Source organism: Caballeronia sordidicola, assembly GCF_002220365.1.
Lineage (GTDB): Bacteria > Pseudomonadota > Gammaproteobacteria > Burkholderiales > Burkholderiaceae > Caballeronia > Caballeronia sordidicola_C.
This window is the reverse complement of the sequence record NZ_MTHB01000109.1, coordinates 83,264-109,537: the sequence shown is the minus strand read 5'-3', so window position 1 is coordinate 109,537 and position 26,274 is coordinate 83,264. Positions and strand designations below refer to the sequence as shown.

Here is a 26,274-nt window from a genome sequence, read left to right as displayed (position 1 = left end):
ATGTGCGCGACACGCCGCGTACCGTCATGCGGTACGCGGCTCAAGGAACCGCACTATCAGTGCACGTAGGAGGCCGCGTTCAGGTCGATGGTCGAGCCGGTGGCGTGGTCGGCAAGACCGCTGAGCAGGAATGCGACGGTCGGCGCAATATCGCCGGGCTCGGTCAGGCGATCAAGAGCGATGTCACTGGTGGCGTAATCTTCGCCATATTGATCGATGAATGCCTGCGCCATCTCGGTGCGCGTGAATCCGGGCGCGAGCGTGAAAGCCTTGATGCCGGCCTTGCCGAAACCGCGCGCAATAGAGCGGGTCAGCGCGACCACGCCGGCTTTGGAGGCTGCGTACGCGAGGTAGTCGGGCTGGTCGCCGCGAAATGCGGCTCTCGAGGCGATGTTGACGATCCGGCCGCCGCCTCGGGTCTGAAAATGTGCGATGGCGGCGCGGCTCAACAGTCCGGTCGCCGTGAGATTGACCGCCATGGTCTGGTTCCAGTGAGCGAGCCAGTCGCCGGTTGCCAAAGCGAGCGGCGATTCGATCGCGATGCCCGCATTGTTCACCAGCGCGTCGAGCTTGCCAAACTCGGCCTGCACGTCTGTCCAGAGGTTTGCGACGGCAGCGGAGGACGTGAGGTCGGCGCCAAACGTCGCCGCGCCGTGGCCGATTTCCGTGGCGAGCGCTTCGGCGGCGTCCCTGTTCCCGCGATAATGCACGGCAACCCGTGCGCCCGACGCGCCGAGCCTACGGGCGATGGCCGCGCCGATACCGCGGCTTGCGCCGGTCACCAGTACGTGCGTTCCTGATAGATCCACTAGCATGGCAAGAATTCCTTTCCGGTCTTGTGTACAGTAACAATGAATGGAGCGGTGCCAATGTCGCCGCGCCCACGCCATGATCGTGTCACGTCTTCGATCATTCGGGCATCCCCCTCGGGAGGGGCTGCCGACAGTCAGTTCAATTTTGCCGCAGCCACAATGGGATTCCCAAATGCAAGCGCAGACCGCTATCCTTGCGCGCGTCATCGGCGCGATCGGCAACCCCGATTTCGCCGCGGTAACGGCACGGTCCGTTCTCGACTGGCTCGGCTTCGAGCTGGCGGCGGTCGTCGTTCACCGGCGGGACGACAACCCAGGCGTCATGTTCGATAACTTCGACGCGGCGCACAGCACACAGGGAATCCGGAACTACGTCGTCGTGACGCATCACCTGAATCCGGTGCTCCAGTCCTTCACCCATTCTGGCGCATTTCGTGCGCGCGACTATGCGATCGGAGCGCAAGGCATCGGTGAAAACGTGCGGCCGTATCTCATCAGGAGCGAGGATGAGGAACTCGGCTACCGCACGGTGGGATGGCCTGCGCGAATGGAGGAAATCGGGCTTTACTTCGGGGCGTATGGCGGCGTGGTCGAGCTCAGTTTCTACCGCGAACGCGGGACGCGCAGGTTGTCCGCCGCCAAGCTGCACGATCTGGCGGCCCTCGGTGCGCCGATGGCGGCGGCGTTCGGCCGGCAGTCCGAGCTGAGCGGGCCGTCGGCGCACGCTGCGACGGCGCTGATGGCGCTGTTATCGCGGCGGGAGGCAGAAATTGCAGGGATGCTGCTGATCGGTTGCAGCTCTGAGGCGATCGCGCTTCGTCTTGGCATCAGTCGTTATACGGTGAAGGATCATCGCAAGCAGATCTTTCGCAAGCTCGGCGTCGGTTCGCTTGCCGAGTTGTTCGCCCTGAACAGGCAGCTCGGCTGAACGGCTCGCACGCGCCAAGCCGATCCCTCCCTGGAGGGATGGCGGCGCGCTTGACCGGCTGTCACGATAAGCCCTTCATTTACGTGGAGAGAGGCTTATGAAATACGTCCGGATGCCCATCGAAGTCGAGTCTCCCGAGGAGTTCGGGTATGGGCGCATTCAATACAACCTGTCGGAGAGCTCGATTGCCGACCAGACTCTTTCTGGCCTGAATCTGCAGGTGCCCGACCTGAAGCTGCTCTACGGTGAGCATCGGGGCAGCCCGGCCTTGCGTTCGCTGATCGCCGGCGAAAGCTCGGGGCTCGGCGTCAACGATGTCCTGATCACAACGGGCGCGGCAGGGGCGCTCTTTATCATCACCACGGCGCTCCTCGGCGCGGGCGACCATCTGGTCGTGGTCCGCCCAAACTATGCGACGAATCTGGAAACGCCGAAGGCGATCGGCTGCGACATCACGCATATCGATCTTCTTTTCGAGGAGTCCTTCGCAATCGATTTCGACAAGCTCGCCGCGGCGATCACGCCCCGCACGAAGGTGATCAGCGTCACCTGCCCGCACAATCCCACGGGCGTCGTGGTTTCCGAGGCCGAGTTGCACGCACTCGTGGACCTTGCGCGGAGAAGCGGCTGCTACCTGCTGGTGGACGAGACCTATCGCGATCTTTCGTACGGCAAATTATTGCCGCTCGCGGCATCGCTGGGTTCGCACGTCATCAGCGTGTCCTCGTTGTCGAAGGCGTATGGAGCCCCGGGCCTGCGGCTTGGATGGATCGTCGCGAAGGATGCGCGGCTGCTGGAGCTCTTTCTTGCGGCGAAGGAGCAGATCAGCATTTGCGGCAGCGTTATCGACGAATGGGTGGGCGAGCAGATTCTGTCGAACAGGCCGGCCATTCTGGTACCGACGCTCACCGAAATGCGCAAGCGTCTCCAAATCGTGAGCGACTGGATCGCAGGCGAGGATCTGCTTGAATGGGTCGAGCCCGCGGGCGGTGTGGTTTGCTTTCCGCGCATGCGATCCGAACCCATAGGCGGGACCGACGCGTTTTATCGCCGGCTGATCGAAGAGCAGGGGACCTACGTGGGTCCGGGTCACTGGTTCGAGATGTCCGACCGGTACTTCAGGCTTGGGTATGGCTGGCCGGCCCGCGCGGAGCTGGAAGCGGGGCTCAAGGGCATCTCCACGGCTTTGCGGGGCTGAGCGGGCGTGAATGTTCACTCGCCTTCAATGTTGATAGTCGTCTTGTCTATTCGACAAATTCTTCCGACCGCACGCTTGCGCGGTCGGAATGCCTTTGCACGGACTGGGAGCCGCTTGATCGTCCAACGTGGACGTAGCTGGCGGCCTATTGAGGAACCTGCTCCCTCCACCGATAGTTCTGCTGCCAGCCGAGCAGCCTCTTCAGTTTCTCGTTGCTCAACAGGGTCTCGAATTCTCCAAGCTGCTTCTTGACGGGCACATTGGGATAAAACTGTTTCAACAGTTCTGCCGTCGGCTGGTCAGAAGATACGTCGTCAGCTGCGACATTCATGACTTCAAAGCCAAGCCCGTCCTTTTCGATGCCGAGCCGGCACGCTGTCGCCAGATCGCGTCCGTCGATATAACTCCACGCAATCCGCTTACGCAGTCCCGGGTCCTTGAACCACGCCGGAAATTTCTGATAGTCGATGGGATCAAGTACGTTACCAATTCGCAAGCAATAAATATCTGCGCCTGTGCGCGCATGAAACGCCTTGGCGGTGACCTCGTTGATCACTTTCGACATGGCATAGCTGTCCATCGGATCGACTGGATATTGCTCGTCCAGCGGAAAGTATTCAGGGTCTCGGTGCCGGTGGGCAAACACAACACCATAGGTTGTCTCGCTCGAAGCAACGATAACCTTCTTGATACCCAGCTTCGATGCGGCGTCGAGCACGTTGTACGTCGCCATCACGTTGATCCGGAACACCTCGTTGTCGGTGGTGATGAGTATCCTTGGGATGGCCGCAAAATGGACGATCGCGTCAATGGGCTTGGGCTCGAGATCGTCGTCGAACTCTTTTAGCACGGTACTCGATGCCAGCGCGTTGAAAACCTGGCCTGCGTCGGTAAGGTCGGTGATCAAGGTACGAGCTATGGGCTTTGCCATGGGTACGCGGTCGAGATTCAACACTTCATAACCATGCGCGACGAGATCTTCGACTACCCACTTTCCAGCAAGCCCGCTGCCGCCGGTCACTATTACTCTCTTCGTCATACGTTGTACTCCTGGTCTGATTGTCGGGGCTCGACTTTAGAACCTGATGTTACCTCCGGGTAGCCGCTGCATCTGTGACGAACTTCATAGTCATGCATCGACACTCGTCAGGGACAACCCCGACACCAATGTATGACGTTCGTCACAGACACGATGGAGGACGACCACCTACGATCTTCCTCAACGAGAAATAAATCAAGGAGACATCGGTGGCTGCAATATCGTCCAAAGAGGATCCGCAACCCATCCAGACGCGTCTTTCCGACACGCTGCGTGGCTGGCTCAAGATCCGCGAGTTGAATATTTTTTCGGTATTGCTGTTGGTCGGAATCCTGATCAGCGTTTTCTCTCCCTATTTCCTGACGACGAACAACCTGATGGGCGTGTTCAGGTCATTTTCGCTGATTGCCATCATGTCCATAGGCATGATGCTCGTCATCATCACGGGCGGTATCGATCTGTCGGTGGGTTCCGTGATGGGCCTGTCATCGCTCGTGACGGCGCTTGCTTTTCAGCACGGGTCAGGCCCTGTCCCGGCGGTGTTTGCGGGACTATTCGTGGGACTCGCAGTCGGCTGTTTCAATGGATTTCTGGTCACCTGGATCCAGCTGCCGCCCTTCATTGCCACGCTGGGCACTTTGAGCATTGGACGGGGCTTGATGTACATGATCACCAAAGGCGTTCCGGTCACGCCCGACGTACCCGATAGCTTCACGTTCATCGGCCAGGGGTATCTCGGGTTCGTGCCTTTTCCAGTGGTCATCATGATTTTTATGACGATATGTTTTTCCGTATTGATGCGTCAGACCCGTTTTGGCCGGCATGTGTATGCAACCGGAGGCAACGAGATGGCAGCGCGTCTGAGTGGCGTGCGCACCTTTCGCGTCAAATTCATTGTCTATGCACTTTCAGGGCTCATTGCTTCTATCGCCGGCATTGTCAGTTTCTCGCGCTTTGTCTCGGCTGAGCCGGCATCAGGTTTCGGGGCTGAACTCGATGTTATCGCGGCGGCGGCAATTGGCGGCGCAAGTCTTTCCGGAGGAGCCGGCAGCGTGGAGGGCGCGATTATTGGCGCAGCGTTGGCGGGGATCATCGCGAACGGCGTCGTGCTGCTGAACATTGATACCTACGCACAGCAAGCCATCACCGGCTGCGTCATTCTGATTGCGGTCAGTATCGACATCTGGCGTGTCCGCCGAAAGGGACGTTAGGACTCTTATCATCCTGATCTTGTAACACCCACTAAAACAAAACTGGAGACAAAAATGGATATGACATTTCGCACTGCAATGAGCGTCGGCTTGGCCGCTACGGCCCTATGTCTGTGTGCGTCGACACAGGCTAAGGACGTGAAAGATATTTCCGTCGCTGTCATTCCGAAGGTGGCTGTGCCGTTCTTCGACGACTGCAACAAGGGCGCCCAGCAGTCCGCCGACAAGACGGGTGTCAAGTATCAATGGGTGGTACCGCAAAACACGCAGGGTTCGACGCAGGTAAAGATCATTGAAGACCTGATATCGAAGCATGTCGACGGCATTGCTATCTCGGTCAACGAGCCGAAGTCAGTTGAGAGCGTGATGAAGCGCGCTGAACAGAGTGGCATAAAGGTACTGACGTTCGACTCGGACTCGCCCAAGAGCGGCCGGTCGATGTACATCGGTACGAACAACGAGTCGGCCGGCGCGACCATGGCCGAGACGATGGGCAAGGCACTGGGCGGATCCGGTGAAGTCGCGATAGTGACCGGGCAGCTCGGTGCGGTGAATCTCAATGAACGTATCGCCGGTATCAAGAAGGGGCTGTCGAAATATCCGGGTATCAAGATTGTGGAAACACAGGGTACGGACGATGACCTCGCCAGAGGCGTTTCGGTAGTCGAGACAACCTTGCGGGCCCATCCGCAGCTGAAGGGTATTTTCGGGGTGAGTCAGGTCGGCGGGCCTGCCGTGTCAAAGGTGCTCAACACGAAGGAGTTCGGCGCGATGAAAGGCAAGCTCGAGGTGCTCGCGTTTGACGATCTCCCCGACACGCTAAAGGCACTTAAGGATGGCTCGATTCAAGGGATCATGGTTCAGCGTCCGGTCACCATGGGTTCGCTTGCGGTGACAAATTTGGTGGCGCAGATCCAGGGGACGGGAGAGCCTCCTAAAGATATCGATACGGGTGTGACGGTTGTGACTAAAGATAATCTTGGAAGCTACACCAAGTAAGCTCGGTTCGAGCAAGGGAGAGCCATGACAGCGCCATTCCTGGAGATGAGGAACATTTCCAAAACGTTCCCCGGCGTCAAGGCGCTCGACGGCGTCAATCTTCAGATCCGGCAAGGTGAGGTGCTGGCGCTCGCCGGGGAGAATGGGGCTGGCAAGAGCACGCTGATGAAGATATTGACGGGTGTCTATAGCCCGGACCCAGGCGGAAGCATCCTCATCGAGGGCAAGGAAATCGCGCTGCGCGATAGTAATCATGCGCGTGCGTTGGGAATTGGCATCATTTACCAGGAGTTGTCGGTAGTCGAAAATCTTAGCGTGGCGGAAAACTTGTTCCTCGCCAGGGAGCCACGCAATCGCCTTGGTTTGCTCGATCGGGCACGGATGAGCCGCGAGGCTACACAGATGCTTGAAACGATCGAACTTGATCTAGACCCATCCGCGCGGGTGAGCGAGTTGAGTGTCGGACAGAAGCAGATGATCGAGATCGCCAAGGCGCTTGCGTACCAGTCAAAAGTCATCATCATGGATGAACCGACTGCTTCGCTCAGCCATCATGAAACGCGCACGCTGCTGCGATTGATCAAGCGCTTGCGCGAGCGCAACATCGCGGTGGTCTACATCTCGCACAGGCTCGAGGAAATTTTCGAGCTTGCCGACCAGGTGAGCGTGCTTCGCGATGGCCGTACCGTCAATACCTCTGCGATTGCACACGTGACCCGCGACTCGCTGGTTCGCATGATGGTCGATCGTGAGTTAAGCGATCTATATCCCGGATCCACTGTGTCGCATGCAAGCAAGGAGCCCGTACTGGAAGTACGCGACTTGTCGTTGCGTGCGGTGAAGGGGGCGCAAGCGAGGATACGGGACATCAACTTCACGTTGCATCGCGGCGAAATCCTGGGCGTTGCGGGACTGGTCGGTTCAGGGCGCACGGAGATCATGGAGATGATTTTCGGCATGCGCCCCTGCACGGGAAGTATCGCCATCGACGGCAAGCCTGTGACGATCCGCAGTCCCTACGATGCGATTGAACAGGGCATTGGGTTCGTGACCGAAGACCGCAAGGCGCAGGGGCTGGTGCTCGGAATGAGCGTGCGGGAAAACTTCAGCCTGACCCACTTGAAGCGCTATTCACCCTTCCAGTTCCTGCAACGCGCCAAAGAAGAGAATAGCTGTAAGCAATTCGTGCGCAGTCTGGGCATCAAGACGCCTGACAATGAACAGAAGGTCGTCAATCTTAGCGGTGGCAATCAGCAGAAGATCGTAATCGCCAAATGGGTTGCGCGGAATCCAAAGGTCCTGATTGTTGACGAGCCAACACGCGGCATTGACATAGGCGCGAAGGCGGAGGTGCACGCACTGCTGGCGCGGCTCGCTTCGCAAGGCATTGGGATCATTGTCATTTCGTCGGATTTGCTGGAAGTGCTGGCCGTCAGCGACAGGATCCTGATTGTTCGTGAAGGACAGTTGAATGGCGAGATGACGCGTGAGCAAGCGACCCAGGAGCGCGTGATGGCCGCAGCGACCGCTTGATTTTTTGATTTTACAAACTGAATGGAAAACCATGACTACGATAGCTGTGATTCATACCGGACCCGTGACGGTTCTGCCAATCAAGGAACAACTCAGCGAGTTGATCGCGCACGCGCGCGTGATCAACATCATGGATGACAGCTTGCTGAACGATGTCCGTGCGGCGGGGCATCTGACGCCGGAAGTCGCTAGCCGCATATATAGCTACATGTCAAATGCGCAAGCAATGGGCGCCGACATCATCCTCAATGCGTGCTCTTCGGTGGGCGAGGCGACCGACTCGTTAAAAGAATTTATCCGCACGCCTATCGTAAAGATCGATGAATCGATGGCGGAAGAGGCCAGCGCGATTGGCCCGCGCATCGGCGTGGTCGCAACCGTGTCCACTACGCTGGACCCGACCGTGCGGCTGATCCGGCGCAAGGCCGCCGAGTTCGGCCGCACGGTCGAGGTGACCGAACGGATCGCTGAGGGGGCGTTCGAAGCGCTGCTACGCGGCGACGGTGTGCTGCACGACGAGATTCTTAAGCAGACAATTGTCGCGCTCGCCGATCAAGTCGACGTAGTCGTGCTCGCACAAGTGTCGATGGCGCGTCTCATCCCCACGCTTGGCAAGCTGCGCGTGCCGGTCCTGTCCAGCCCGCGTAGCGGCGTAGAGGCGGTTAGACGCGCGCTAGCGGCGCTTTGACGGCCTGAACGTTCAAGGGGGGCGCAGTGAACGGTGCCGGCAACATGATCTGTTTTGGCGGCATTTTGTTGCGCAGGAATTTCGCAACAAAGAGGGGTGTCAGCACGATCTTGCGTTCGTGCATGGATGTCAGCCCTTCAGCCTTCAGGTCGTTGAAGTGCCGGTTAACGGATTCGCGCGATGTACCAATGAATTCGGCGAGCTTGTCTTGAGGAATAGGCAGATCGATAAGGACTGCATCTGCTCGACTCAGGCAGTCGAATTCGACACCTATCTGACCGGCGAACATCACGAGGATGTTGGTCAGGCGTTTGCGCACGTCGTGCAGAGACAGGTTTTCGATTAGCTGCTGAGCTTCCTGCCATCGGAGGTAGTGGCTTCTCAGGACGAATTCGTTGATTACGTCGTAGCGTGCGAGCAGTTGTTTGAAATCCGCCTTGCGAATGTAGCAAATCATGCTGGGAGCAAGCGTCTGCGCATGATGCGAATAATTGGCCTCGTTCAATACATCGCCGTCGCCGAACAACATCCCGGCCTTGATAAACGACAGCGTGATCTCTTGTCCGTCTTCGGTCAGCCTGAAGAGCCGAACGCTGCCGCTTTTGAGCAAATAGACATGATTGCTCAGGTCTTCGGGTCGGTAGATTGTTGTATTTTTTCGAACCGTGCGGTGATCGCTGAATGCCGGCATGACCTCATCGAGGCAGTGACGTTCGATTAGCGAGAGAAGCTCGCTTTTTCCGACAAACCACATTGGAAGTCTCCTTGAACTTTGGCCCATGACCCGGGAAGGGCTAAGAGCGGTTTCTGTGCAGGCGTTCGCCATGATTTGCTGTACCCGTGAAGTCGACACATTGCTTACAAAATTGCGTACAACGGGCGAACCTTCTGACGACCCGGGTTCAGGCGACCTGCGGCGCTTGTGCTGAATGCGCCGCAAGAAATGCGCAGACTGCATCGGTCACTTGCCGGGTCGTTGCCGTGCCGCCAAGGTCACCTGTATGCGTTGCGGGATTGCCTGTCACGTGCTCAATGGCCTCCATCACTGCCCGCGCGGCGTCCGTTTCGCCAAGATGCTCGAGCATCATGACGACTGACCAGAACGTACCAATAGGATTCGCGAGTCCCATGCCCATGATGTCGAACGCTGAACCATGGATTGGCTCGAACATGGAAGGATAGCGGCGCTCAGGATCGAGATTGGCAGTCGGCGCAATGCCGAGACTTCCGGCCAGCGCAGCAGCCAGGTCGCTCAGGATATCTGCATGAAGGTTGGTCGCGACAATGGTGTCGAGCGTTGCAGGACGGTTCACCATGCGCGCAGTGGCGGCATCAACAAGTTCCCTGTCCCATCTGACATCTGGAAATTCCTTCGAAATCTCGAGGGCAATTTCGTCCCACATCACCATTGCGTGACGCTGCGCATTGCTCTTGGTGATAACGGTCAGCAGTCTGCGTGGACGCGACGCTGCCAGGCGAAAAGCGAAGCGCAGGATTCGTTCAACGCCTGCTCGCGTCATGATCGAAACGTCGGTCGCGACTTCAATCGGATGGCCTTGATGCGCGCGTCCGCCTACCCCTGAATATTCGCCCTCTGAATTTTCCCGGACAATTACCCAGTCGAGATCAGTCGGACCACAGCGTTTAAGCGGGCCATCGATGCCCGGCAGGATTCTCGTCGGACGCACGTTGGCGTACTGGTCGAAGCCCTGACAGATCTTGAGACGAAGTCCCCAAAGAGTGATGTGATCAGGGATCGCCGGATCACCGGCTGAGCCGAACAGAATGGCGTCCTTGTGCCGAATCGCATCAAGGCCGTCAGCCGGCATCATCACTCCATGCTCACGGTAGTAGTCACCACCCCAGGCGAAATTTTCGAACTCGAACGTAAAGCGACCGGTTTGCGCGGCCAGCGCTTCCAGCACTTCCTGTCCTGCCGGCACCACCTCTTTGCCGATTCCGTCTCCGGGGATGGTCGCGATCCGATAACTCTTCATCTCTCGTCTCTGAAATTGGAAAACATCTGGGCATGCTAAAGCGCAAATGCCCTTCCAAACGCTGCCGGAGTTAAACTGTCTTTAACTTTGAGTTAACAATGAAGCTGCCAACGACCTCTCAATGACCTCTCCAATACAGGCAGAAGACTTGAGTTTTTTCTCCATCCTGGCGGGCAGCGGCAGCCTGACAGCCGCTGCCCGCGAGTTGGGATTGAGCACGGCGGCGGTCAGCAAGCACCTCTCGCAGATGGAGGCGCGCACCGGCGTCGCGCTGGTGAGCCGGACGACCCGCCGGATGAGCCTTACGCCCGAGGGCGAACTCTATGCGACCCGTGCGCGGAGAATCCTGACTGAAATGGACGAGCTCGCGCAGCTTCTTGGCGGAGCGGCGGCAGCGCCGAGCGGGCTGTTGCGCGTCAACGCCACGCTGGGTTTCGGGCGCAGTCACATTGCGCCCGCCATCTCGCGCTTTGTGAAGCTGTATCCTGAGGTCGACGTGCAGTTGCAGCTATCGGTCGATCCTCCACCCCTTAGCGAAAATTCTTTCGATGTATGCGTGCGTTTCGGCGAGGCGCCGGACTCGCGCGTCATTGCCCGGCTGGTAGCGCCGAACCGGCGCCTGCTTTGCGCCGCACCGGCTTACTTCGCTGATCATCCACTTCCCCGGCATCCTCAGGATCTCGTGCAGCACAATTGCATTGGCATACGCCAGGGCGACGATGGCTACGGCATCTGGCGGCTGATAACGGGGCGGGGCGCGGCGGAGAAAGCTGAGGTTATACGGGTTCGAGGCAACCTCACTACGAACGACGGCGAGATCGCAGTCAAATGGGCACTCGACGGTCACGGCATTCTGATGCGTGCAGAGTGGGACATCGCAGAGTACTTGCGCGACGGCCGATTGATACACGTACTACCGGCCTACCGCACACCCGATGCCGATATTTATGCGGTCGTTCCGCAGCATCTGCAAACGACCTCGCGCGTTAAGTCGTTCGTTGATTTCCTCATTCTTGCTTTGCGAACTGAAGCTTAAACAGCGTTAGGTCCGATCAAATCTTATTCGCGTGTCGCCAAGACCAAAATGAATATACATGTGGCCTTCTTTCGTAACTTGAATCTCGGACGGCCGAATTGTCCCACCAAGGTCCAGTTCGAAGAAGCGTTCGGTGCCGCAGCCGCCGTGTCGGCGTCTTCGTTCCTGACAAATGGAACACTGGTTTTCACAACAGGCGCAAGCAGCGAATCGAAAAGGGTGTTCAATGGCGCTTGCGAGATTGTTCGTAGTACGTGCCTAAGCAGTTGCAACGAGCAGTTGCAACGAGCAGTCGTATCGTTGTCGGGCTCATGCTCATGCTGCCCAGAGCAATGGATGCTGGATCCGGGTCTGAACAAGCTCGCCCACGCGGTGCTATGGGCAGTGCATTTTCCAGTGTAAAGTTGGGCACCTTCGACTTGAGTTTCGCCCATGTCCGAACCTACGCCCGATCAAGCCAGCCAGGAGACCGCTCGTCTCGTGCTCAGGATGGATGCAGCCATTTCCGCATTCAGGGCAGGGCTGAGGTCCGGGGTGCAAGCACTCGATGCAGCAAGCCCGATTGTCACCCGTGTCCTGCCTTCTAGCAGCATGCCAGTCAGCGGGACGCGCCCGACGGAGCGCCGTGTGCCTCGTCGACCGAACAAGGTGGAACTCGCCATCCTCACAGCGCTTGCCGATACATATGGCGCCGAAATGCTGACCAATTCCTCTCTTGGCTACGTTTTGCGCCTCTTTGCGAGCGTCGGTGGCGTCGTGCTCGTGCAGCGACTGCTGTTCGGTGAGTCGGCATCAGATCAACAACTTTCGATGATGCTCACGGCAGCCCGCATCGCGCTTACCCAGGTCTCGACAATCTTCCCGGATATGTTCTTCGCGGATGCAAACGCTGTGATTGCGGGCTTTCGACCGCGTCCGCCGGCGGGATTTTCGGCGTAGAGCAGAATTGAAATGAGCGAGCGCATGCCCGTATGGCCCTGGCGTTAGCAACAGGGCCAACCAACTCAAACGTTTGCGCCACTGGCGGGCGCGATCACACAGGCAGTGAAGCCGCGCAGTCGGCGCTAAAATAACCGCCTTCGAAATGCGTAGCCTCTCCAACGCTAAACCATACGATTTGGCCGTGCATATTGCATCGCGGCCAAGGCGTCTCTCATTCTCACGGCGGCCCAAATTAATCTCACTGACGGCGTTCTAGGCGCTAGCCTTCATGCGCTCAATATGCCCGAAATACTCGGGATCGTTGTCGCACTCGTGCTCGGCGGCATGGTCAAAGGGATTGTCAGCATCGGCGTGCCGCTTGTCGCAATGCCAATATTGAGTCAATTCTTGCCGATCAAGCAGGCAGTGCTTCTCCTTTCGATGCCGATCATTCTCGGCAATATCCCGCAAGCGCTGGAGGGCGGCGAGATGCTGCCAACGGTTCGCCGTATTGCGGCTCCGCTCATTGGCACTGTCCTGGGGAATATCGTGGGCGTGACGGTTTTGATCTTACTCGCGCCGCATCGCGCGCAAGCCGCGGCCGGTAGCCTGTTGATGCTTGCTGCGCTTTTGTTGCTCGCGGCGCCGAAGCTCACGCTGTCGCCTCGGTTGGCCAAGCCCGCTGGTTTTGTGTTCGGGTTTGGCGCGGCCGTGATGGAAAGCATTGCGTCGGTTCCCGGCCCTTTGCTTGCAATGTATCTGATCGCGACAGGGGCAACAGGCAAGGCTTTTACGAAACAGATCGCGATCATCCTCGTTGTGTCGATCCTTACCCTGATCCTCACCTTTAGCGGAGGCGCTCATACGAGCCTGAGCGACATCGCTATTTCGACCGCGGCAAGTGTTCCTGTCATTATCGGCATCATGCTTGTGAGACCGCTTCGCGACAAACTGCCGCCTGGTTCATTCCGAATCCTGGTGCTGCTTTTTGTGCTCGCCGCTGCGTTTCAAATGATCTGGAAATCAGGCATCTTGTAAGCATGCATGCGACTGACCACCTTATTTCAGAGCGGCACCCTTTGCCGGCATACGGTGAGCACCCGTTGCCGGAGCCAACGATGAACAGGATCAACCTCTAAACGAGGATGCCACATCTGAGAAACCGTAATTTTTTCGGTCGTAACAGGCAGCTCGAAAGCGTGGGTCGTTCTGGATAGCGCCGATTCCTCATGTTCAGGTTGATTGCCCAGAAAAGACGCAGTCACCAGGGCGATCAAGTCGGAGGCTCGAGCCACGGCGAGTGCGGCGGGGAAGCTCGGAACCATGGCGACGATCGTTCTTTCCAACCCTAAAACAGCCAACGCCTCATCTACCGGTCCGCTCGTGCGCCCGCGGCGCGAAGCAACGACGTGGCCGAAGGAGACGTACCGTTCTGCCGTTACCTCGCCCTCCAATTCGAGCGGATGGCCCTTTCTGACAACACCGAGAAAGCGATCCCGGAACAGGGCTTGCACGCGGACTTCCGGCCCCATTTCGCCCAACACACCGATCTCAAGGTCGGCTGAACCCTCTCGCAAATACGCTGCCGTCTTCTCTGGCTTGGGCGCGAAGCGCAAACGTACGAGCGGCGCGATCGCCGTCACCGCAGCGATAAGCGGAGCAGCAAAGGCCTCCACAAAACCGTCGTTGGCGCGAATGGTAAAAGTCCGCTGCAACGCCGGGAAATCCGGCTCTGTCGTTGAGGGGCGGAGTACGGCACGTGCCTCATGAACCGCATGTTGAGTGCGTTGACGAAGCGCCTCTGCATGGGGCGTCAACACCATGCGGCGCCCCGCGCGAACCAATAATGGGTCGCCGGTCGCCTCGCGAAGCCGAGCCAACGTTCGACTCATTGCTGAGGCACTCAAGCCCAGTCGGCGCGCAGCGCCAACCACGCTGCCGTCGGCAAGCAATTCGTCGAGCGCAATGATCAGGTTCAAATCGGGTTCGGGCATGCCCGATCGTAGCATTAGCAGTCCAGGCATGGCGTTTGATGCATGTCATAAGTGCAATCAGTGCGTCTTTCGCCATGTCTGCCGCATCGATATATTCCCTGCACTGACCCGCGACCAAACGCGTGGTTCGTCAATGCCACGCTCAGTCAGGGTTCACTTACAGGGAGCTATCAATGCAAGATTTATCACCCCGGAAAACCGTCCTCCTCATCGGCGCATCGCGCGGCCTTGGATTCGCCATGGTCGAGGAATACCTCAAGCGCGGCTGGCGAGTGATCGCCAGCGGGCGGGAGGGATCCACGGAAAAGCTTTTTCAACTCGCGAAAGCTTCGCCTGGAGCACTCGAAGTTGAAATGGTCGACATCACGATTGCGGAGCAGGTCGCCGCGCTCAGGGGCCGTCTTCAAGGTCGGCAGGTGGATGTGCTTTTCGTGAATGCCGGTGTCAAAAATGACGATCGTGAAACGATTGCCGATGTCTCGACCGAGGAATTTGTGCGCGTAATGGTGACAAACTCGTTAAGTCCGATGAGAGTGATCGAGGCGTTTCAGGACCTCGTGCAGCCAAGAGGAACGATTGGCGTCATGTCGTCCGGGCAGGGCAGCCTCACAAACAACGAGAACGGAAATTATGAGGTCTACCGGGGCAGCAAGGCCGCACTCAACATGTTCATGCGTAGCTTTGCTGCGCGCCACCGAAACGATGCGAAAACCTTGTTATTGATGGCGCCCGGATGGGTACGGACGGACATGGGCGGTCCCGAAGGGCGTCTTAGTATTGGAGAAAGCATCCCGAACTTGCTGAGCACGATCGAGGCTTACGAAGGGCGTTCTGGATTGCATTACCTGGACTACCTCGGAAGAGTCGTTCCTTGGTGAACGGCGGCGTGATCCTCGAAGTCGCAAACTCCTGTACCAATCTCCTTGAGCCTGGACGCCCGTAGCGACACTTGCAAACTCACTTTTTCACGCCAGTGCACGCCCGTGCATTCGACACTCTTGCTGCGCCGATCCCTATCTTCCAGGGCGGCGCTCAGCGCTGCGTTTGCGTGACGCTCGCAGGCGTCGCCCATTGAGCCCCCGCGCCTTTTTCGGCGCGGCCATGAATGGCGTCCGCAAGCCCACACACGCACATCAACGTCATATCCGGCGCACTGGTGCGAGCCGCTCGTCAAGCTGCTGCGTTGCACAAAAGTTAACTCTTGATGCCCTACGGACTTACCCGAATGCAAATTAGTATCAGTTTTCGGTTTCAATTTCAGTGGTGAAATATGCCCGACAGGGCTAACTTGCATACATGGCGAGGCGCAATGCGGTTTATGCGAGTCGCCCAAAAACAAAAGCGGGTCAGGAGGAAGACAGATGGACACCATGGCGAGCGCGACGGCGTGTCAATGCGGAACGTGCGGTTATTGCCGCGCGGCGCGCACGGACGCGCGGCGCGCCAACATCGTCCAGCCTGACCTGGAACTGGTCGCCGTCCCGCGCGATGAGTCGTTCAAGGTCTGGTCGCACGGCTATCCGTATCGCACGGTGCGCTGGCACTTCCATCCTGAATACGAAATCCAGGTCATCACGTCGACAACGGGCAAATACTTTGTAGGCGATTACATCGGCAACTTCGCGCCGGGCAATCTCGTGATGACGGGAACGAATCTGCCGCATAACTGGGTCAGCAGTGTGTCGCCGGGCGAGCGTGTGGATGAGCGCTGTCTGATCCTGCAATTCGACGCCGAGGTCGTGGCTAACGCCATCAAGGTGTTCCCGGAGCTGAAATGCGTGGAGTCCTTACTCGATGCATCGCGTTGGGGTGTGCTGTTCACGCCGAAGACCGGGGCGGCCGCCGAACCGATCATGCGCGAGATGCTGGGCGCGCAAGGCATGCGGCGCATCACGCTCTTTCTTGAGTTGCTTGACCTGCTCGTGCATAGCGCAGAACAAGTCAAGCTCGCGAGCGCCGCTTATCGCGCGGACCCGACGCGTTATGCCGAGACGCGTATCAATCATTTGCTTTCTTATATTGGCAAGAACCTGTCGCAAGAGTTGCGCGAAACGGAGTTGGCCGAACTCGCGGGACAAAGCGCCAGCGCTTTTTCGCGATATTTCCGCCGGCATACGGGCGTGCCCTTTGTACAGTATGTGAACCGGCTGCGCATTAACCTCGCATGCCAATTGCTGATGTCGGGCGAGCTGACTATCACCGATATCTGCTATCAGGTCGGCTTTAATAATCTCTCGAATTTTAATCGCCAGTTCTTGTTGCTCAAGGAGATGTCGCCGTCGCGATGGCGCGCGTATCAGCAGCTCAACGCTGCCAGCGCGTCGGAATCGTCGGATGCCGCGCCCGCCTTGGAAGCGTTCGGCTAGCGCGTGTTTGCACCGTTACCGCTGAACGCGGGGTTGGCGCTTGACCTCGCGCGACGCGAACTCGTTTTTGCGGTTCAGGAAGGGTTTGCCAGGTTTTCCCACGACGCAGCCAACGTTTCTGCGAGGTCTGAACGAATGTATTGTGTACTACAGAGTATATGGATTACGACGCATCGAGCAGCCCGTATCCGCGCTACCGCAATTGAAGCGCATGCGCACGATTAGCACTTGAAGCTCAAGCAAGGCCCAACCACGGCAGTATCTGCGCCGGTATTTTTCTAAAAAACGGAGACATTCGATGACCAGACTTTCGAACCAACTGATCGGCGCCAGCGTGCTGGGCCTGAGCCTTAGCCTGATAAGCAGCACGGCGGCACTGGCCGCACCCAGCGGCACGGTCGCCTTTCTGATGCCCGACCAGGCATCGACACGCTACGAACAGCATGACTTCCCCGGCTTCAAGGCCGAAATGACGAAGCTCTGCCCCGACTGCAAGGTGCTCTACCAGAACGCCAACGCCGACGTCTCGACGCAGCAGCAGCAGTTCAACTCGGTGATCGCGCAAGGCGCGAAAGTGATCGTCCTCGATCCGGTGGACTCTACTGCTGCCGCGTCTCTGGTCCATATGGCGCAGGGCCAGGGTATCAAGGTTATCGCCTATGACCGGCCCGTGCCTTCGACACCGGCCAACTACTACGTGTCGTTCGACAACGAAGGCATTGGCAAGTCCATCGCGCAGTCGCTCGTCCAGCACCTGAAAGACACGGGCGTGTCGGCGGCCAAGGGCGGCGTGCTCGAGGTCAACGGTTCGCCGACCGACGCGGCAGCGGGACTGATCAAGAAGGGCGTCCATGCCGGCTTGGCGGGCAGTGGCTACAAGACGCTGGCCGAGTACGACACGCCGGACTGGGCGCCCCCGAAGGCCCAGCAGTGGGTCAGCGGGCAGATCACGCGCTTCGGGTCGCAGATTGTCGGTGTCGTGGCCGCCAACGACGGCACGGGCGGCGGGGCCGTCGCGGCCTTCAAGGCAGCCGGTGTCAACCCGGTGCCGCCGGTGACCGGCAATGACGCGACGCTCGCAGGACTCCAGTTGATCATCGCGGGTGACGAGTACAACACGATCCTGAAGCCGAGCGAGATCGTTGCGGCCGCGGCGGCGAAGGTGGCTGTCGGCTTCCTGTCCGGCCAGACCCCGAAGGGCGAAACGACGCTCTTCAACACGCCGTCCCAGCTCTTCAAGCCTGCAGTCATCACGGCGCAGAACATCAAGGCGGAAGTCGTCGACAAGGGCTTCGCGAGCGCCAAGGACCTGTGTACGGATCGCTACGCAGACGGCTGCAAGAAACTGGGCATCACGAACTGAACCGTGACGAACTGATCCAGCAGCGATGCTGGATGGGATCCGGCTCATGCCGGGTCCCTCTACATTCAATGAGGTATCCGTCGCATGACTGACAACTCCACAACCCGGTCCACGCGCGGCGAACTGGTGCTGAGCCTGCGCGGCGTCTCGAAGCACTTCGGAGCGGTCTCTGCCCTGACGGACATCGAGCTCGACGTGCATGCCGGCGAGGTGGTCGCCCTGGTGGGCGACAACGGGGCCGGGAAATCGACGCTGGTGAAGGTTCTAGCCGGCGTCCACCAACCGAGCACCGGCACGATCACCTTCGGCGGCAAGGAAGTCACGCTGTCCAATCCGGGCGCGGCGCTCGATCTCGGCATCGCCACGGTATTCCAGGACCTCGCGCTGTGCGAAAACCTCGATGTCGTCGCGAACATCTACCTTGGGCGCGAGATGAATCCGCTGCGCCTCGACGAGGTCGCAATGGAGGTGAAGGCGTGGACGCTGCTAAACGAGCTGTCGGCCCGCATTCCTAGCGTGCGCGACGTGGTCGCGTCGCTGTCGGGCGGGCAGCGCCAGACCGTGGCGATTGCACGCTCGCTGCTGCTGGATCCGAAGCTGATCATGCTCGACGAGCCGACGGCGGCGCTGGGCGTGGCCCAGACCGCCGAGGTGCTGAACCTGATCGAGCGGGTGCGCGACCGCGGCCACGCGGTCATCATGATCAGCCACAACATGGAGGACGTGCGCGCCGTGGCCGACCGGATCGTGGTGCTGCGGCTCGGCCGCAACAACGGCATTTTCTATCCCGACTCCTCGAATCAAGAGCTGGTCGCCGCGATTACCGGCGCCACCGAGAACGCCGTGTCGCGCCGCGCCGGCCGTCGTCAGGCCGAACAGAGCGTCTAGACAAAGGAACGATCATGAGCAATGAAATGCAAGGTGCTCCCCAGCGTGAAACGCAAGACGCACCGAAGCCGTCCACGCTGCTTGACCGCAGCGATATCCGCGTCAAGCACGCGACAGGGATCAGCGGTGCCGTTGGTGCCTTCGTCGAACGGGTGCGCTCGGGCGATCTGGGGTCTCTCCCGGTCATCGCGGGCCTGGTCATTATCTGGACCGTGTTCACCAGCCTGAACCCGGTATTCCTCTCCGCCAACAACCTGGTGAACTTGCTGTTCGACTGCTCGACGGTCGGCGTGATTTCGCTGGGCATAGTCTGCGTGCTGATGGTGGGCCAGATCGACCTGTCAGTGGGTTCCATGAGCGGCTTTGCTTCGGCCATGGTAGGCATGCTCTGGGTCAATCATGGCTGGCCGGTGCTGCTCGCCATCTTGGCTGCCATCGTGGTTGGCGCGCTGGTCGGCGCCATCTACGCGCTGTTGCTCACCCGGCTCGGCATGCCGAGCTTCGTCGCGACGCTGGCAGGGCTGCTCGCAATCCTCGGGATGCAGTTATACGTCCTGGGCGCTACCGGTTCGATTAACCTGCCCTACGACACGGCGCTGGTGAACCTCGGGCAGCTCATCATCATCCCAGCCGCCGTTTCGTACCTCCTCGCGCTGGCGCCAGGCGCCGTGATGATGCTGCTCGGGATGCGCACCCGTGAGCGCCGCCGCGCGTCCAATCTGTCTGCACCCTCGGTGGGCAGCCTGCTTGTGCGCAGCCTCGCCATTACCGTACTGTTGGAGGTCGTGGTTGCCTACCTGAACCAGGGACGAGGCGTGCCGCTGATGTTCGGCGTCTTCCTCGGCCTCGCGGTTGCGATGGACTACGCGCTCAAGAGGACCCGTTGGGGCCGGTCGATGAATGCGGTCGGCGGGAATCACGAGGCCGCGAGGCGGGCTGGTATCAATGTCAGCGCCATCTACACCAGTGCCTTCGTGCTGTGCGCCAGTTTTGCTGCGCTCGGCGGCGTGCTGACTGCGGCACGGCTCGCGTCTGCCAGCCAGCAGGCCGGCAGCGGCGATGTGAACCTGAACGCCATTGCAGCGGCGGTGATAGGTGGTACGAGCTTGTTCGGCGGCCGTGGCAGCGCGTATTCGGCAGTGCTGGGCATCATCGTGATCCAGTCGATCGCGAGCGGCCTGACCCTGCTGAACCTGTCGTCCTCGCTGCGCTTCATGATCACCGGCGCGGTGCTGGCGATCGCGGTGATTGTTGACTCGCTCGCCCGGCAGTCCCGCGTCTCGCACGGCCGCGCGTAATTTACAGCCACTTAGGATTACACAATGACTGACAAAATGAAAGGAAAGGTTGCCGCCATCACGGGTGCAGCATCGGGTATCGGCCTCGAGTGCGCGCGCACACTGATCGAGGAAGGCGCGAAGGTCGTTCTGGTCGACCGGGCAAAGGACAGGCTCGAAAAACTGTGCGCGGAACTAGGGCCGAACGCGTTTCCGCTGGTCGTGGATCTGCTGCAGCCGGCGGAAGTTTCTGCGCTGCTGCCGAAGATTCTCGACCTCGCTGGCGGCCTCGACATCTTCCATGCGAACGCCGGCGCCTACGTTGGCGGCGACGTGCTGGACGGAAATCCGGATGAGTGGGACCGCATGCTGAACCTCAACATCAACGCCGCGTTTCGATCAGTCCACGCCGTGCTGCCGCACCTCGTCGCGCAGAAATCGGGCGACATCATCTTCACCAGTTCCATCGCGGGCATCGTCCCGGTCGTATGGGAGCCGATCTATACCGCCTCCAAATTCGCGGTGCAGGCGTTCGTTCACACGATCCGGCGCCAGCTCTCCAAACATGGTGTGCGAGTGGGCGCAGTGCTTCCGGGCCCGGTCGTCACGGCGTTGCTCGATGACTGGCCAAAGGCGAAGATGGACGAAGCGCTGGCCTCGGGCAGCCTGATGCAGCCCAAGGAGGTTGCCGACGCGGTACTCTTCATGTTGACGCGGCCGCGCAACGTGACCATCCGCGATCTCGTGATCCTTCCAAACAGCGTCGATCTCTGAAACGCGTCCTATAACAAGCATTGAGCAGGCATTGAGCAGGCAGTGAGCTATGACCTCAGAAAACCCGACCTCCGGGATGACAGGCAGCACGCGCGATGGGCGCTATGTCGTCGGCGTGGACGTGGGCACGGGCAGCGCCCGAGCCGGAATCTTCGACCTTGCCGGCCAGATGATGGCCTCGGCCAAGCGTGACATCACCCTGTTCCATGCGAGCGGTTCCATCGTCGAGCAGTCGAGCAGCGAGATCTGGAACGCCGTCTGCCAATCCGTGAAGGACGTGCTGGCGCAGGCCGCGGTGTCCCCCGATCAGGTCGCGGGCATCGGGTTCGACGCCACCTGTTCGCTCGTCGTGCTGGGCGAGGGTGGGCAGAGCTTGCCGGTGGGGCCCTCGGAGCAAGCCGAACGCGACATCATTGTCTGGATGGACCACCGCGCCGTGGGGCAGGCGGAGCGCATCAACGCTACCGGCCACGAGGTGCTGAAATTTGTCGGCGGCAAGATCTCGCCGGAGATGGAGACACCCAAGCTGCTGTGGCTCCTCGAGAACAGGCCGAGCGTCTTCGCGTCGGCATGGCAGTTCTTTGATCTGACCGACTTCCTGACCTGGCGCGCGACCGGGGATCTGTCCCGCTCCACCTGCACGCTCACCTGCAAATGGACGTATCTGGCGCACGAACGGCGCTGGGACGAGAGTTACTTTCGCAGCGTCGGTCTCGGCGTGCTGGCGGACGAGGCGTTTGCGCGCATCGGCCAGACCGTCGTCGACCCGGGCACGCCGTTGGGGAACGGGCTAACAGCGAATGCGGCTGCGGAACTCGGCTTGCGAGCCGGAACGCCGGTTGCGACGGGTGTGATCGATGCCCATGCCGGTGGAATCGGCACGGTTGGCGCCGATGGTGAAGCCGAGTCCAACCTCGCTTACGTCTTCGGCACTTCATCGTGCACGATGACCACGACCCGCAGCCCGGTCTTCGTACCCGGCGTGTGGGGGCCTTATTTTTCGGCGATGGTGCCCGATGCATGGCTCAACGAGGGCGGGCAATCGGTGGCCGGCGCCGCGATCGAACAATTGCTTTCGATGCACCCCGCGACGCCCGATGCTCGACAGCAAGCGGAGCAATCGGGGCAGTCCTTGCCCGTGCTGCTGGCTGGTCTCGCGGCGCAGGCGGCGGACAGTTTGTCGGAGACCGTGTTGCTGGCCAAGGGCTTGCATGTCGTTCCGGAGTTCCTCGGAAACCGTGCGCCGCTGGCCGATCCCCACGCACGAGCCGTGATAGCAGGCCTTGGAATGGAGAATGACCTGGACAGTCTGGTCGCCCTTTATATTGCCGGGATTTGCAGTATCGGTTACGGTCTTCGCCAGATCATCGAAGCGCAGACAATAGCCGGCGCCCCGATCGAGCGAGTGGTCATCAGCGGCGGCGCGGGGCGACTTGATCTCGTTCGGCAACTGCTCGCCGATGCGACGGGCAAGCCCGTGCTTGCCACGCAGGCGGAAGAGCCGGTGCTGCTGGGTGCCGCGATGCTGGGAGCCGTGGCAGGCGGCCTGTTTGAGGATGTGCGCTCGGCGATGACCAGCATGTCGCACATCAGCAAGGCCTACGAGCCGGATGCAGGCGACATCTCGGCACTGCACGAGGCGCGGTTTCGCGCGTTCAAGCAGTTGCAGAGCGTGGCGAGGGAAATTCGCTAGACCCACGCGTTAGACCCACGCGTTAGACCCACGCGTTAGACCCACGACGGGCCGGGAAAGAGCGCGGATGCAAACGAATGAACCATCTCCGGCAACGCGCGAAGTGGAAGCTCTAGTTCGGGGAAGTCGGGCCTCAGACCGGATTCAAGGCGGCCCGCTCATTCAGCACGGCGGCTACATTGTCTAGCGCCGTCAACCCCATCTGGTCGCGGGTCTCGATCGTGGCGCTGGCCATATGGGGCGTCAGGAACACGTTGTCGAGTTCCGCGAAGCGCTTGTCGACATGGGGCTCGTTCCGGTACACGTCCAGGCCAGCGCTGAACAGATGTCCCGAAGTCAGGGCTTCGTAGAGCGCGTCTTCGTCCACCAGGCCGCCACGCGCCGCGTTGACAAAAACTGCGCCCGTGGGCAGGAGTCCGAACTCATTTTTTGCCATCAGCGGAACGCTCCCTCCCGGCACGTGCAGCGTGAGCACCTGGCAGTGCGGCAGCATTTCGTCGAGGCTGGCATGAAATGTCGCGCCATTCTCAAGCGACGGCGCCGCACGGCGGATGTCCGTGTAGATCACGCGCATGCCGAAAGCCTGCGCACGCTTCGCGACCGCCCGGCCGATACGCCCGAATCCGACGATGCCGATCGTCTTGCCATTCACTCGCGTGCCCAGCATGTCGGTCATGCCGAACGATTTACCCCATCCGTGGCGCATGATTCGTTCGTACTCCGACGCGCGGCGGCAGGCCGCCAGCACGAGCAGCATGGAGAAATCGGCGGTGCATTCGGTCAACGCATCGGGTGCGTTCGTGACGACGATTCCCTTCTCGCGGGCGGCAGTCACGTCCATGTGATCGAAGCCCGCACTCGCGTTCGCAATGATCTTGACCGTCGAGGGCAGCGCGGCAATGTGCTCCGCTTGCAAACCGGACTTCTTTCCGATCAATATGGCCGGCACGTCGTGCTTCTTGCAGAACTCGACGACAGACCACGAGTCCATGTCGGACTCGGTCACGAAGGCACGGAATTCGGCCTCGGCGCGATTCGCCACGGCTCCTGGAACCTTTCGCGCGATCAACAGCCTGGTGCGTTTATTTTCCGACATGGTTTCCCCCTGATAGGTAGACGTTGAGAGACTACGAAACCGCAGATCGGACCGTCAATATTGATTAAGTAAATCAACTCATTAAAAAATGATTCGCCCCTTATTCGTCACGGCATACCTTGCGCGTTGTGATTCATTCTTTTCCATGCCCCGTGTCCATCTTGCCGCCTGGAACACGGGCATCAGGAAAACCCTTGGTTGCCCCTTATCGGCGGGGCTTCCGGATATTGATTCAATGAATCAATCTTGCTCAACGCATCGCGTGAATGCAACTCTCGTCCCGTGTTCAATTAAATGTCGAGAGGAATTGAAATGCCAGCATCGAAGAAGTTCGCAGCCGTCACGGGCGCCGGCTCCGGCATCGGCCGCAGCGCCGCCGTAGCCCTCGCCAACGCTGGATTCGCGCTCGCGCTGATCGGGCGTAGAGCCGAGCCGCTCCTGGAAACGAAAGAAGCAATAGGCCTTGCGGGCGGAGACGCGCATGTATTCCAGGCCGACGTTGCTGACGCCGCATCGGTCGAGCACGCGTTTTCGCAGATCGCCAAGGCATTCGGCCGGCTCGACGTGCTCTTTAACAACGCGGGCCGCAACGCGGGGGCCGTCCGCCTGGAAGACTATGAGGTCGACTTCTGGAACGATGTCGTGGCAACGAATCTGACTGGCGTCTTCCTGTGCGCCCGTGCCGCTTATCGCTTGATGAAAGCACAGTCCCCTCAAGGCGGACGAATCATCAACAACGGATCGATCTCGGCCCACTCGCCCAGGCCGCATACCATCGCCTATACGGCAACGAAACATGCCGTCACCGGCATCACCAAATCGATCGCGCTGGACGGACGCGCATTCAACATCGCTTGCAGCCAGATCGATATCGGCAACGCGGCCACATCGCTCACGGAACGCATGAACCGCGGCGTGCTGCAAGCAGATGGAAGCATGGCGCCCGAAGCAAGAATGGATGTGACGCACGTGGCGAATGCGGTTGTGCACATGGCCATGCTTCCGCTCGAGGCCAATATTCTCAACATGACCATCATGGCGAGCGCCATGCCGTTTGTCGGCCGCGGATAAATCGCCCTTTTGCCAAATACAAAAATAACAGGCCAATGTTCAGGAGACACCGATGAAAGTCGTAGAGGAACAAACATTGCCGGTGCTAAACCCGGCTTACGTGGATACCACGAAACGCTCCAGGGTCCGGTACGCCGTGCTCTCGATGTTGCTCGTGGCAACCATCCTCAACTATGTGGACCGCTCGGCGCTGGGCATCGTTGCGCCTGGCCTATCGAAGAGCCTGGCGCTCGACAGGATGCAGATGGGCGAGCTGTTCGCGGCATTCGGCCTTGCCTATTCCATTGCCCTGGTGCCCGGGGGCGTGCTGACCGACATTCTTGGATCGCGTCTTGCCTATGCCCTGTCCCTCGTCGGATGGTCATTCGCCACGCTGACGCAGGGTCTCGCCAGCGGCTATCACATGCTGCTCGGATCGCGGCTCGCAATCGGCGCAATGGAGGCGCCAGCCTTCCCTTCCAACGCGCGCGCAGTGACGTTGTGGTTTCCCGCCGGGGAACGCGGCTTTGCGACCAGCGTCTATGTGATGGGGCAATACATCGGGACACCCTTGTTCACCGGCTTGTTGCTGTGGATCTCCGCCGCGTATGGTTGGCGCACGGTCTTTTTCGTGACGGGCGGCTTCGGCATTCTGTTCAGTCTTCTCTGGTACCGGGTTTATCGCGATCCGCATCAGCACGCGGGCGTGAATGCTGCCGAGCTGCAATACATCAATGAAGGCGCTACGGACGCACGCAAACCCCGCGAGAAGTTCGATTGGCGCATGGCGCTCAAGCTGCTCAGCTACCGGCAGATTCTTGCCATCTGCCTCGGCAAGTTCTGCAACAACACACTACTGGTCTTCTTCACCACGTGGTTCATGACCTATCTGATCGAAGCGCGTCATATGTCGATGATCAAGGTCGGGATCTTCCAGGCACTCCCTTTTATGGGTGCGACGATCGGCATTCTCGTGGCCGGCTACCTCTCGGACTTTTTCATCCGGCGCGGCGTGTCGATTTCCACTGCGCGCAAAGCACCGCTTATCATCGGCACGTTGCTCGGCGCGTCTATCGTACTCGTCAATTTCGTCGCGTCGAATGAGGGGGTAATCGCCATCCTGACTATCGCGTTCTTCGCGCAGGGCGTCGGGTCGATGTCATGGGCCGCCGTCTCTGAAATCGCCCCTCGACAGTATGTGGGACTGACCAGCAGCATCACGAGCCTCGCGGCCAACATCGCGGCGGTCACGACGCCACTCATGATCGGCTATATCACCCACCACACCGGCCACTTCTACTGGGCTCTCAACCTGATGGGCGCGATATGCCTGCTCGGGACGCTCTCTTACTCCGTGCTGCTGGGGAAGCTTTCCCGCATCGAACTGTGACGCTTTCGACTATCTGGTGAA

24 protein-coding genes are annotated in these 26,274 nt (G+C 59.6%); 18 read left to right on the top strand and 6 right to left on the bottom strand.

Annotated features, from left to right (window positions below):
* Window positions 1-56: 56 nt before the first annotated feature.
* Window positions 57-782, bottom strand: a complete 726-nt coding sequence (locus BSU04_RS16545) for an SDR family NAD(P)-dependent oxidoreductase (protein ID WP_218827298.1) — start codon at window positions 780-782, stop codon at window positions 57-59.
* A 202-nt stretch (window positions 783-984) separates the two neighbouring features.
* Between BSU04_RS16545 and BSU04_RS16540 the strand changes: the two genes are divergently transcribed.
* Window positions 985-1,740, top strand: a complete 756-nt coding sequence (locus BSU04_RS16540) for a helix-turn-helix transcriptional regulator (protein WP_179258343.1) — start codon at window positions 985-987, stop codon at window positions 1,738-1,740.
* A gap of 97 nt (window positions 1,741-1,837) precedes the next feature.
* The gene (locus BSU04_RS16535; RefSeq protein WP_089161601.1) at window positions 1,838-2,938 is read left to right on the top strand and encodes an aminotransferase class I/II-fold pyridoxal phosphate-dependent enzyme; all 1,101 of its coding nucleotides are present in this window, start codon (window positions 1,838-1,840) and stop codon (window positions 2,936-2,938) included.
* Window positions 2,939-3,083: 145 nt separating this feature from the next.
* Here the strand turns inward: BSU04_RS16535 and BSU04_RS16530 are convergent, their stop codons facing one another.
* Complete coding sequence (locus BSU04_RS16530; RefSeq protein WP_089161600.1) at window positions 3,084-3,977, bottom strand: NAD-dependent epimerase/dehydratase family protein; 894 nt, start codon at window positions 3,975-3,977, stop codon at window positions 3,084-3,086.
* A gap of 209 nt (window positions 3,978-4,186) precedes the next feature.
* Between BSU04_RS16530 and BSU04_RS16525 the strand changes: the two genes are divergently transcribed.
* From BSU04_RS16525 to BSU04_RS16510, 4 genes are read left to right on the top strand one after another with little or no spacing between them, the layout of a single operon-like run.
* Window positions 4,187-5,188 carry an ABC transporter permease gene (locus BSU04_RS16525; protein ID WP_179258342.1) on the top strand — a complete coding sequence of 334 codons (1,002 nt, stop codon included), beginning with the start codon at window positions 4,187-4,189 and terminating at the stop codon, window positions 5,186-5,188.
* 54 nt (window positions 5,189-5,242) lie between these two features.
* The gene (locus BSU04_RS16520; RefSeq protein ID WP_089161599.1) at window positions 5,243-6,187 is read left to right on the top strand and encodes a sugar-binding protein; all 945 of its coding nucleotides are present in this window, start codon (window positions 5,243-5,245) and stop codon (window positions 6,185-6,187) included.
* Window positions 6,188-6,211: 24 nt separating this feature from the next.
* Window positions 6,212-7,720: a sugar ABC transporter ATP-binding protein gene (locus BSU04_RS16515; RefSeq protein WP_089161598.1), complete on the top strand. Its 1,509-nt coding sequence runs from the start codon at window positions 6,212-6,214 to the stop codon at window positions 7,718-7,720.
* Window positions 7,721-7,751: 31 nt separating this feature from the next.
* Window positions 7,752-8,408 carry an aspartate/glutamate racemase family protein gene (locus tag BSU04_RS16510; RefSeq protein ID WP_089161597.1) on the top strand — a complete coding sequence of 219 codons (657 nt, stop codon included), beginning with the start codon at window positions 7,752-7,754 and terminating at the stop codon, window positions 8,406-8,408.
* Here the strand turns inward: BSU04_RS16510 and BSU04_RS16505 are convergent.
* Window positions 8,383-9,162, bottom strand: a complete 780-nt coding sequence (locus BSU04_RS16505) for a Crp/Fnr family transcriptional regulator (RefSeq protein ID WP_089161596.1) — start codon at window positions 9,160-9,162, stop codon at window positions 8,383-8,385. The genes BSU04_RS16510 and BSU04_RS16505 overlap by 26 nt on opposite strands.
* Before the next feature lie 148 nt (window positions 9,163-9,310).
* Window positions 9,311-10,405: a tartrate dehydrogenase gene (locus tag BSU04_RS16500; protein ID WP_089161595.1), complete on the bottom strand. Its 1,095-nt coding sequence runs from the start codon at window positions 10,403-10,405 to the stop codon at window positions 9,311-9,313.
* A gap of 121 nt (window positions 10,406-10,526) precedes the next feature.
* Here BSU04_RS16500 and BSU04_RS16495 point away from each other — a divergent pair, with 121 nt between their 5' ends.
* From BSU04_RS16495 to BSU04_RS16480, 3 genes are all read left to right on the top strand, one after another.
* The gene (locus tag BSU04_RS16495) at window positions 10,527-11,441 is read left to right on the top strand and encodes a LysR family transcriptional regulator (RefSeq protein WP_089161594.1); all 915 of its coding nucleotides are present in this window, start codon (window positions 10,527-10,529) and stop codon (window positions 11,439-11,441) included.
* A gap of 432 nt (window positions 11,442-11,873) precedes the next feature.
* Entirely contained in the window at window positions 11,874-12,380 is a 507-nt protein-coding gene (locus tag BSU04_RS16485) for a hypothetical protein (protein ID WP_089161592.1), read from the top strand.
* Between the two features lie 282 nt (window positions 12,381-12,662).
* Window positions 12,663-13,400 carry a TSUP family transporter gene (locus tag BSU04_RS16480; protein WP_089161591.1) on the top strand — a complete coding sequence of 246 codons (738 nt, stop codon included), beginning with the start codon at window positions 12,663-12,665 and terminating at the stop codon, window positions 13,398-13,400.
* 26 nt (window positions 13,401-13,426) lie between these two features.
* On the opposite strand, the gene BSU04_RS16475 is transcribed toward BSU04_RS16480, so the two are convergent.
* Window positions 13,427-14,356 carry a LysR family transcriptional regulator gene (locus tag BSU04_RS16475; protein ID WP_089161590.1) on the bottom strand — a complete coding sequence of 310 codons (930 nt, stop codon included), beginning with the start codon at window positions 14,354-14,356 and terminating at the stop codon, window positions 13,427-13,429.
* A 173-nt stretch (window positions 14,357-14,529) separates the two neighbouring features.
* Here BSU04_RS16475 and BSU04_RS16470 point away from each other — a divergent pair, with 173 nt between their 5' ends.
* The 7 genes from BSU04_RS16470 (at window position 14,530) to BSU04_RS16440 (ending at window position 22,717) form a co-directional block, all read left to right on the top strand.
* Window positions 14,530-15,234: an SDR family NAD(P)-dependent oxidoreductase gene (locus BSU04_RS16470; protein WP_089161589.1), complete on the top strand. Its 705-nt coding sequence runs from the start codon at window positions 14,530-14,532 to the stop codon at window positions 15,232-15,234.
* Between the two features lie 483 nt (window positions 15,235-15,717).
* Window positions 15,718-16,722 (top strand): AraC family transcriptional regulator, encoded by a 1,005-nt coding sequence (locus BSU04_RS16465; protein WP_373452837.1) that lies wholly within the window; start codon window positions 15,718-15,720, stop codon window positions 16,720-16,722.
* 298 nt (window positions 16,723-17,020) lie between these two features.
* Window positions 17,021-18,085: an ABC transporter substrate-binding protein gene (locus tag BSU04_RS16460; RefSeq protein WP_089161588.1), complete on the top strand. Its 1,065-nt coding sequence runs from the start codon at window positions 17,021-17,023 to the stop codon at window positions 18,083-18,085.
* Between the two features lie 84 nt (window positions 18,086-18,169).
* Window positions 18,170-18,973 carry an ATP-binding cassette domain-containing protein gene (locus tag BSU04_RS16455; RefSeq protein ID WP_089161587.1) on the top strand — a complete coding sequence of 268 codons (804 nt, stop codon included), beginning with the start codon at window positions 18,170-18,172 and terminating at the stop codon, window positions 18,971-18,973.
* Window positions 18,974-18,987: 14 nt separating this feature from the next.
* A complete protein-coding gene (locus BSU04_RS16450) occupies window positions 18,988-20,271 on the top strand; it encodes a sugar ABC transporter permease (RefSeq protein ID WP_218827297.1) in 1,284 nt (427 codons plus the stop codon).
* Window positions 20,272-20,295: 24 nt separating this feature from the next.
* Window positions 20,296-21,024 (top strand): SDR family oxidoreductase, encoded by a 729-nt coding sequence (locus BSU04_RS16445; RefSeq protein WP_089161586.1) that lies wholly within the window; start codon window positions 20,296-20,298, stop codon window positions 21,022-21,024.
* 49 nt (window positions 21,025-21,073) lie between these two features.
* Complete coding sequence (locus BSU04_RS16440) at window positions 21,074-22,717, top strand: FGGY-family carbohydrate kinase (RefSeq protein ID WP_089161585.1); 1,644 nt, start codon at window positions 21,074-21,076, stop codon at window positions 22,715-22,717.
* A 133-nt stretch (window positions 22,718-22,850) separates the two neighbouring features.
* On the opposite strand, the gene BSU04_RS16435 is transcribed toward BSU04_RS16440, so the two are convergent.
* Complete coding sequence (locus tag BSU04_RS16435) at window positions 22,851-23,813, bottom strand: 2-hydroxyacid dehydrogenase (RefSeq protein WP_089161584.1); 963 nt, start codon at window positions 23,811-23,813, stop codon at window positions 22,851-22,853.
* 312 nt (window positions 23,814-24,125) lie between these two features.
* Between BSU04_RS16435 and BSU04_RS16430 the strand changes: the two genes are divergently transcribed.
* Both BSU04_RS16430 and BSU04_RS16425 read left to right on the top strand, forming a co-directional pair.
* The gene (locus tag BSU04_RS16430; RefSeq protein ID WP_089161583.1) at window positions 24,126-24,884 is read left to right on the top strand and encodes an SDR family oxidoreductase; all 759 of its coding nucleotides are present in this window, start codon (window positions 24,126-24,128) and stop codon (window positions 24,882-24,884) included.
* Between the two features lie 52 nt (window positions 24,885-24,936).
* Window positions 24,937-26,253, top strand: a complete 1,317-nt coding sequence (locus BSU04_RS16425) for an MFS transporter (RefSeq protein ID WP_089161582.1) — start codon at window positions 24,937-24,939, stop codon at window positions 26,251-26,253.
* Window positions 26,254-26,274 lie beyond the last annotated feature (21 nt).

Coding starts and splice junctions, on each gene's coding strand:
- BSU04_RS16540 (WP_179258343.1), top strand. CDS start 985: ATGCAAGCGCAGACCGCTATCCTTGCGCGCGTCATCGGCGCGATCGGC.
- BSU04_RS16535 (WP_089161601.1), top strand. CDS start 1,838: ATGAAATACGTCCGGATGCCCATCGAAGTCGAGTCTCCCGAGGAGTTC.
- BSU04_RS16530 (WP_089161600.1), bottom strand. CDS start 3,977: ATGACGAAGAGAGTAATAGTGACCGGCGGCAGCGGGCTTGCTGGAAAG.
- BSU04_RS16520 (WP_089161599.1), top strand. CDS start 5,243: ATGGATATGACATTTCGCACTGCAATGAGCGTCGGCTTGGCCGCTACG.
- BSU04_RS16515 (WP_089161598.1), top strand. CDS start 6,212: ATGACAGCGCCATTCCTGGAGATGAGGAACATTTCCAAAACGTTCCCC.
- BSU04_RS16510 (WP_089161597.1), top strand. CDS start 7,752: ATGACTACGATAGCTGTGATTCATACCGGACCCGTGACGGTTCTGCCA.
- BSU04_RS16505 (WP_089161596.1), bottom strand. CDS start 9,162: ATGTGGTTTGTCGGAAAAAGCGAGCTTCTCTCGCTAATCGAACGTCAC.
- BSU04_RS16500 (WP_089161595.1), bottom strand. CDS start 10,405: ATGAAGAGTTATCGGATCGCGACCATCCCCGGAGACGGAATCGGCAAA.
- BSU04_RS16495 (WP_089161594.1), top strand. CDS start 10,527: ATGACCTCTCCAATACAGGCAGAAGACTTGAGTTTTTTCTCCATCCTG.
- BSU04_RS16485 (WP_089161592.1), top strand. CDS start 11,874: ATGTCCGAACCTACGCCCGATCAAGCCAGCCAGGAGACCGCTCGTCTC.
- BSU04_RS16480 (WP_089161591.1), top strand. CDS start 12,663: ATGCCCGAAATACTCGGGATCGTTGTCGCACTCGTGCTCGGCGGCATG.
- BSU04_RS16475 (WP_089161590.1), bottom strand. CDS start 14,356: ATGCCCGAACCCGATTTGAACCTGATCATTGCGCTCGACGAATTGCTT.
- BSU04_RS16470 (WP_089161589.1), top strand. CDS start 14,530: ATGCAAGATTTATCACCCCGGAAAACCGTCCTCCTCATCGGCGCATCG.
- BSU04_RS16465 (WP_373452837.1), top strand. CDS start 15,718: ATGGACACCATGGCGAGCGCGACGGCGTGTCAATGCGGAACGTGCGGT.
- BSU04_RS16460 (WP_089161588.1), top strand. CDS start 17,021: ATGACCAGACTTTCGAACCAACTGATCGGCGCCAGCGTGCTGGGCCTG.
- BSU04_RS16455 (WP_089161587.1), top strand. CDS start 18,170: ATGACTGACAACTCCACAACCCGGTCCACGCGCGGCGAACTGGTGCTG.
- BSU04_RS16450 (WP_218827297.1), top strand. CDS start 18,988: ATGAGCAATGAAATGCAAGGTGCTCCCCAGCGTGAAACGCAAGACGCA.
- BSU04_RS16445 (WP_089161586.1), top strand. CDS start 20,296: ATGACTGACAAAATGAAAGGAAAGGTTGCCGCCATCACGGGTGCAGCA.
- BSU04_RS16440 (WP_089161585.1), top strand. CDS start 21,074: ATGACCTCAGAAAACCCGACCTCCGGGATGACAGGCAGCACGCGCGAT.
- BSU04_RS16435 (WP_089161584.1), bottom strand. CDS start 23,813: ATGTCGGAAAATAAACGCACCAGGCTGTTGATCGCGCGAAAGGTTCCA.
- BSU04_RS16430 (WP_089161583.1), top strand. CDS start 24,126: ATGCCAGCATCGAAGAAGTTCGCAGCCGTCACGGGCGCCGGCTCCGGC.
- BSU04_RS16425 (WP_089161582.1), top strand. CDS start 24,937: ATGAAAGTCGTAGAGGAACAAACATTGCCGGTGCTAAACCCGGCTTAC.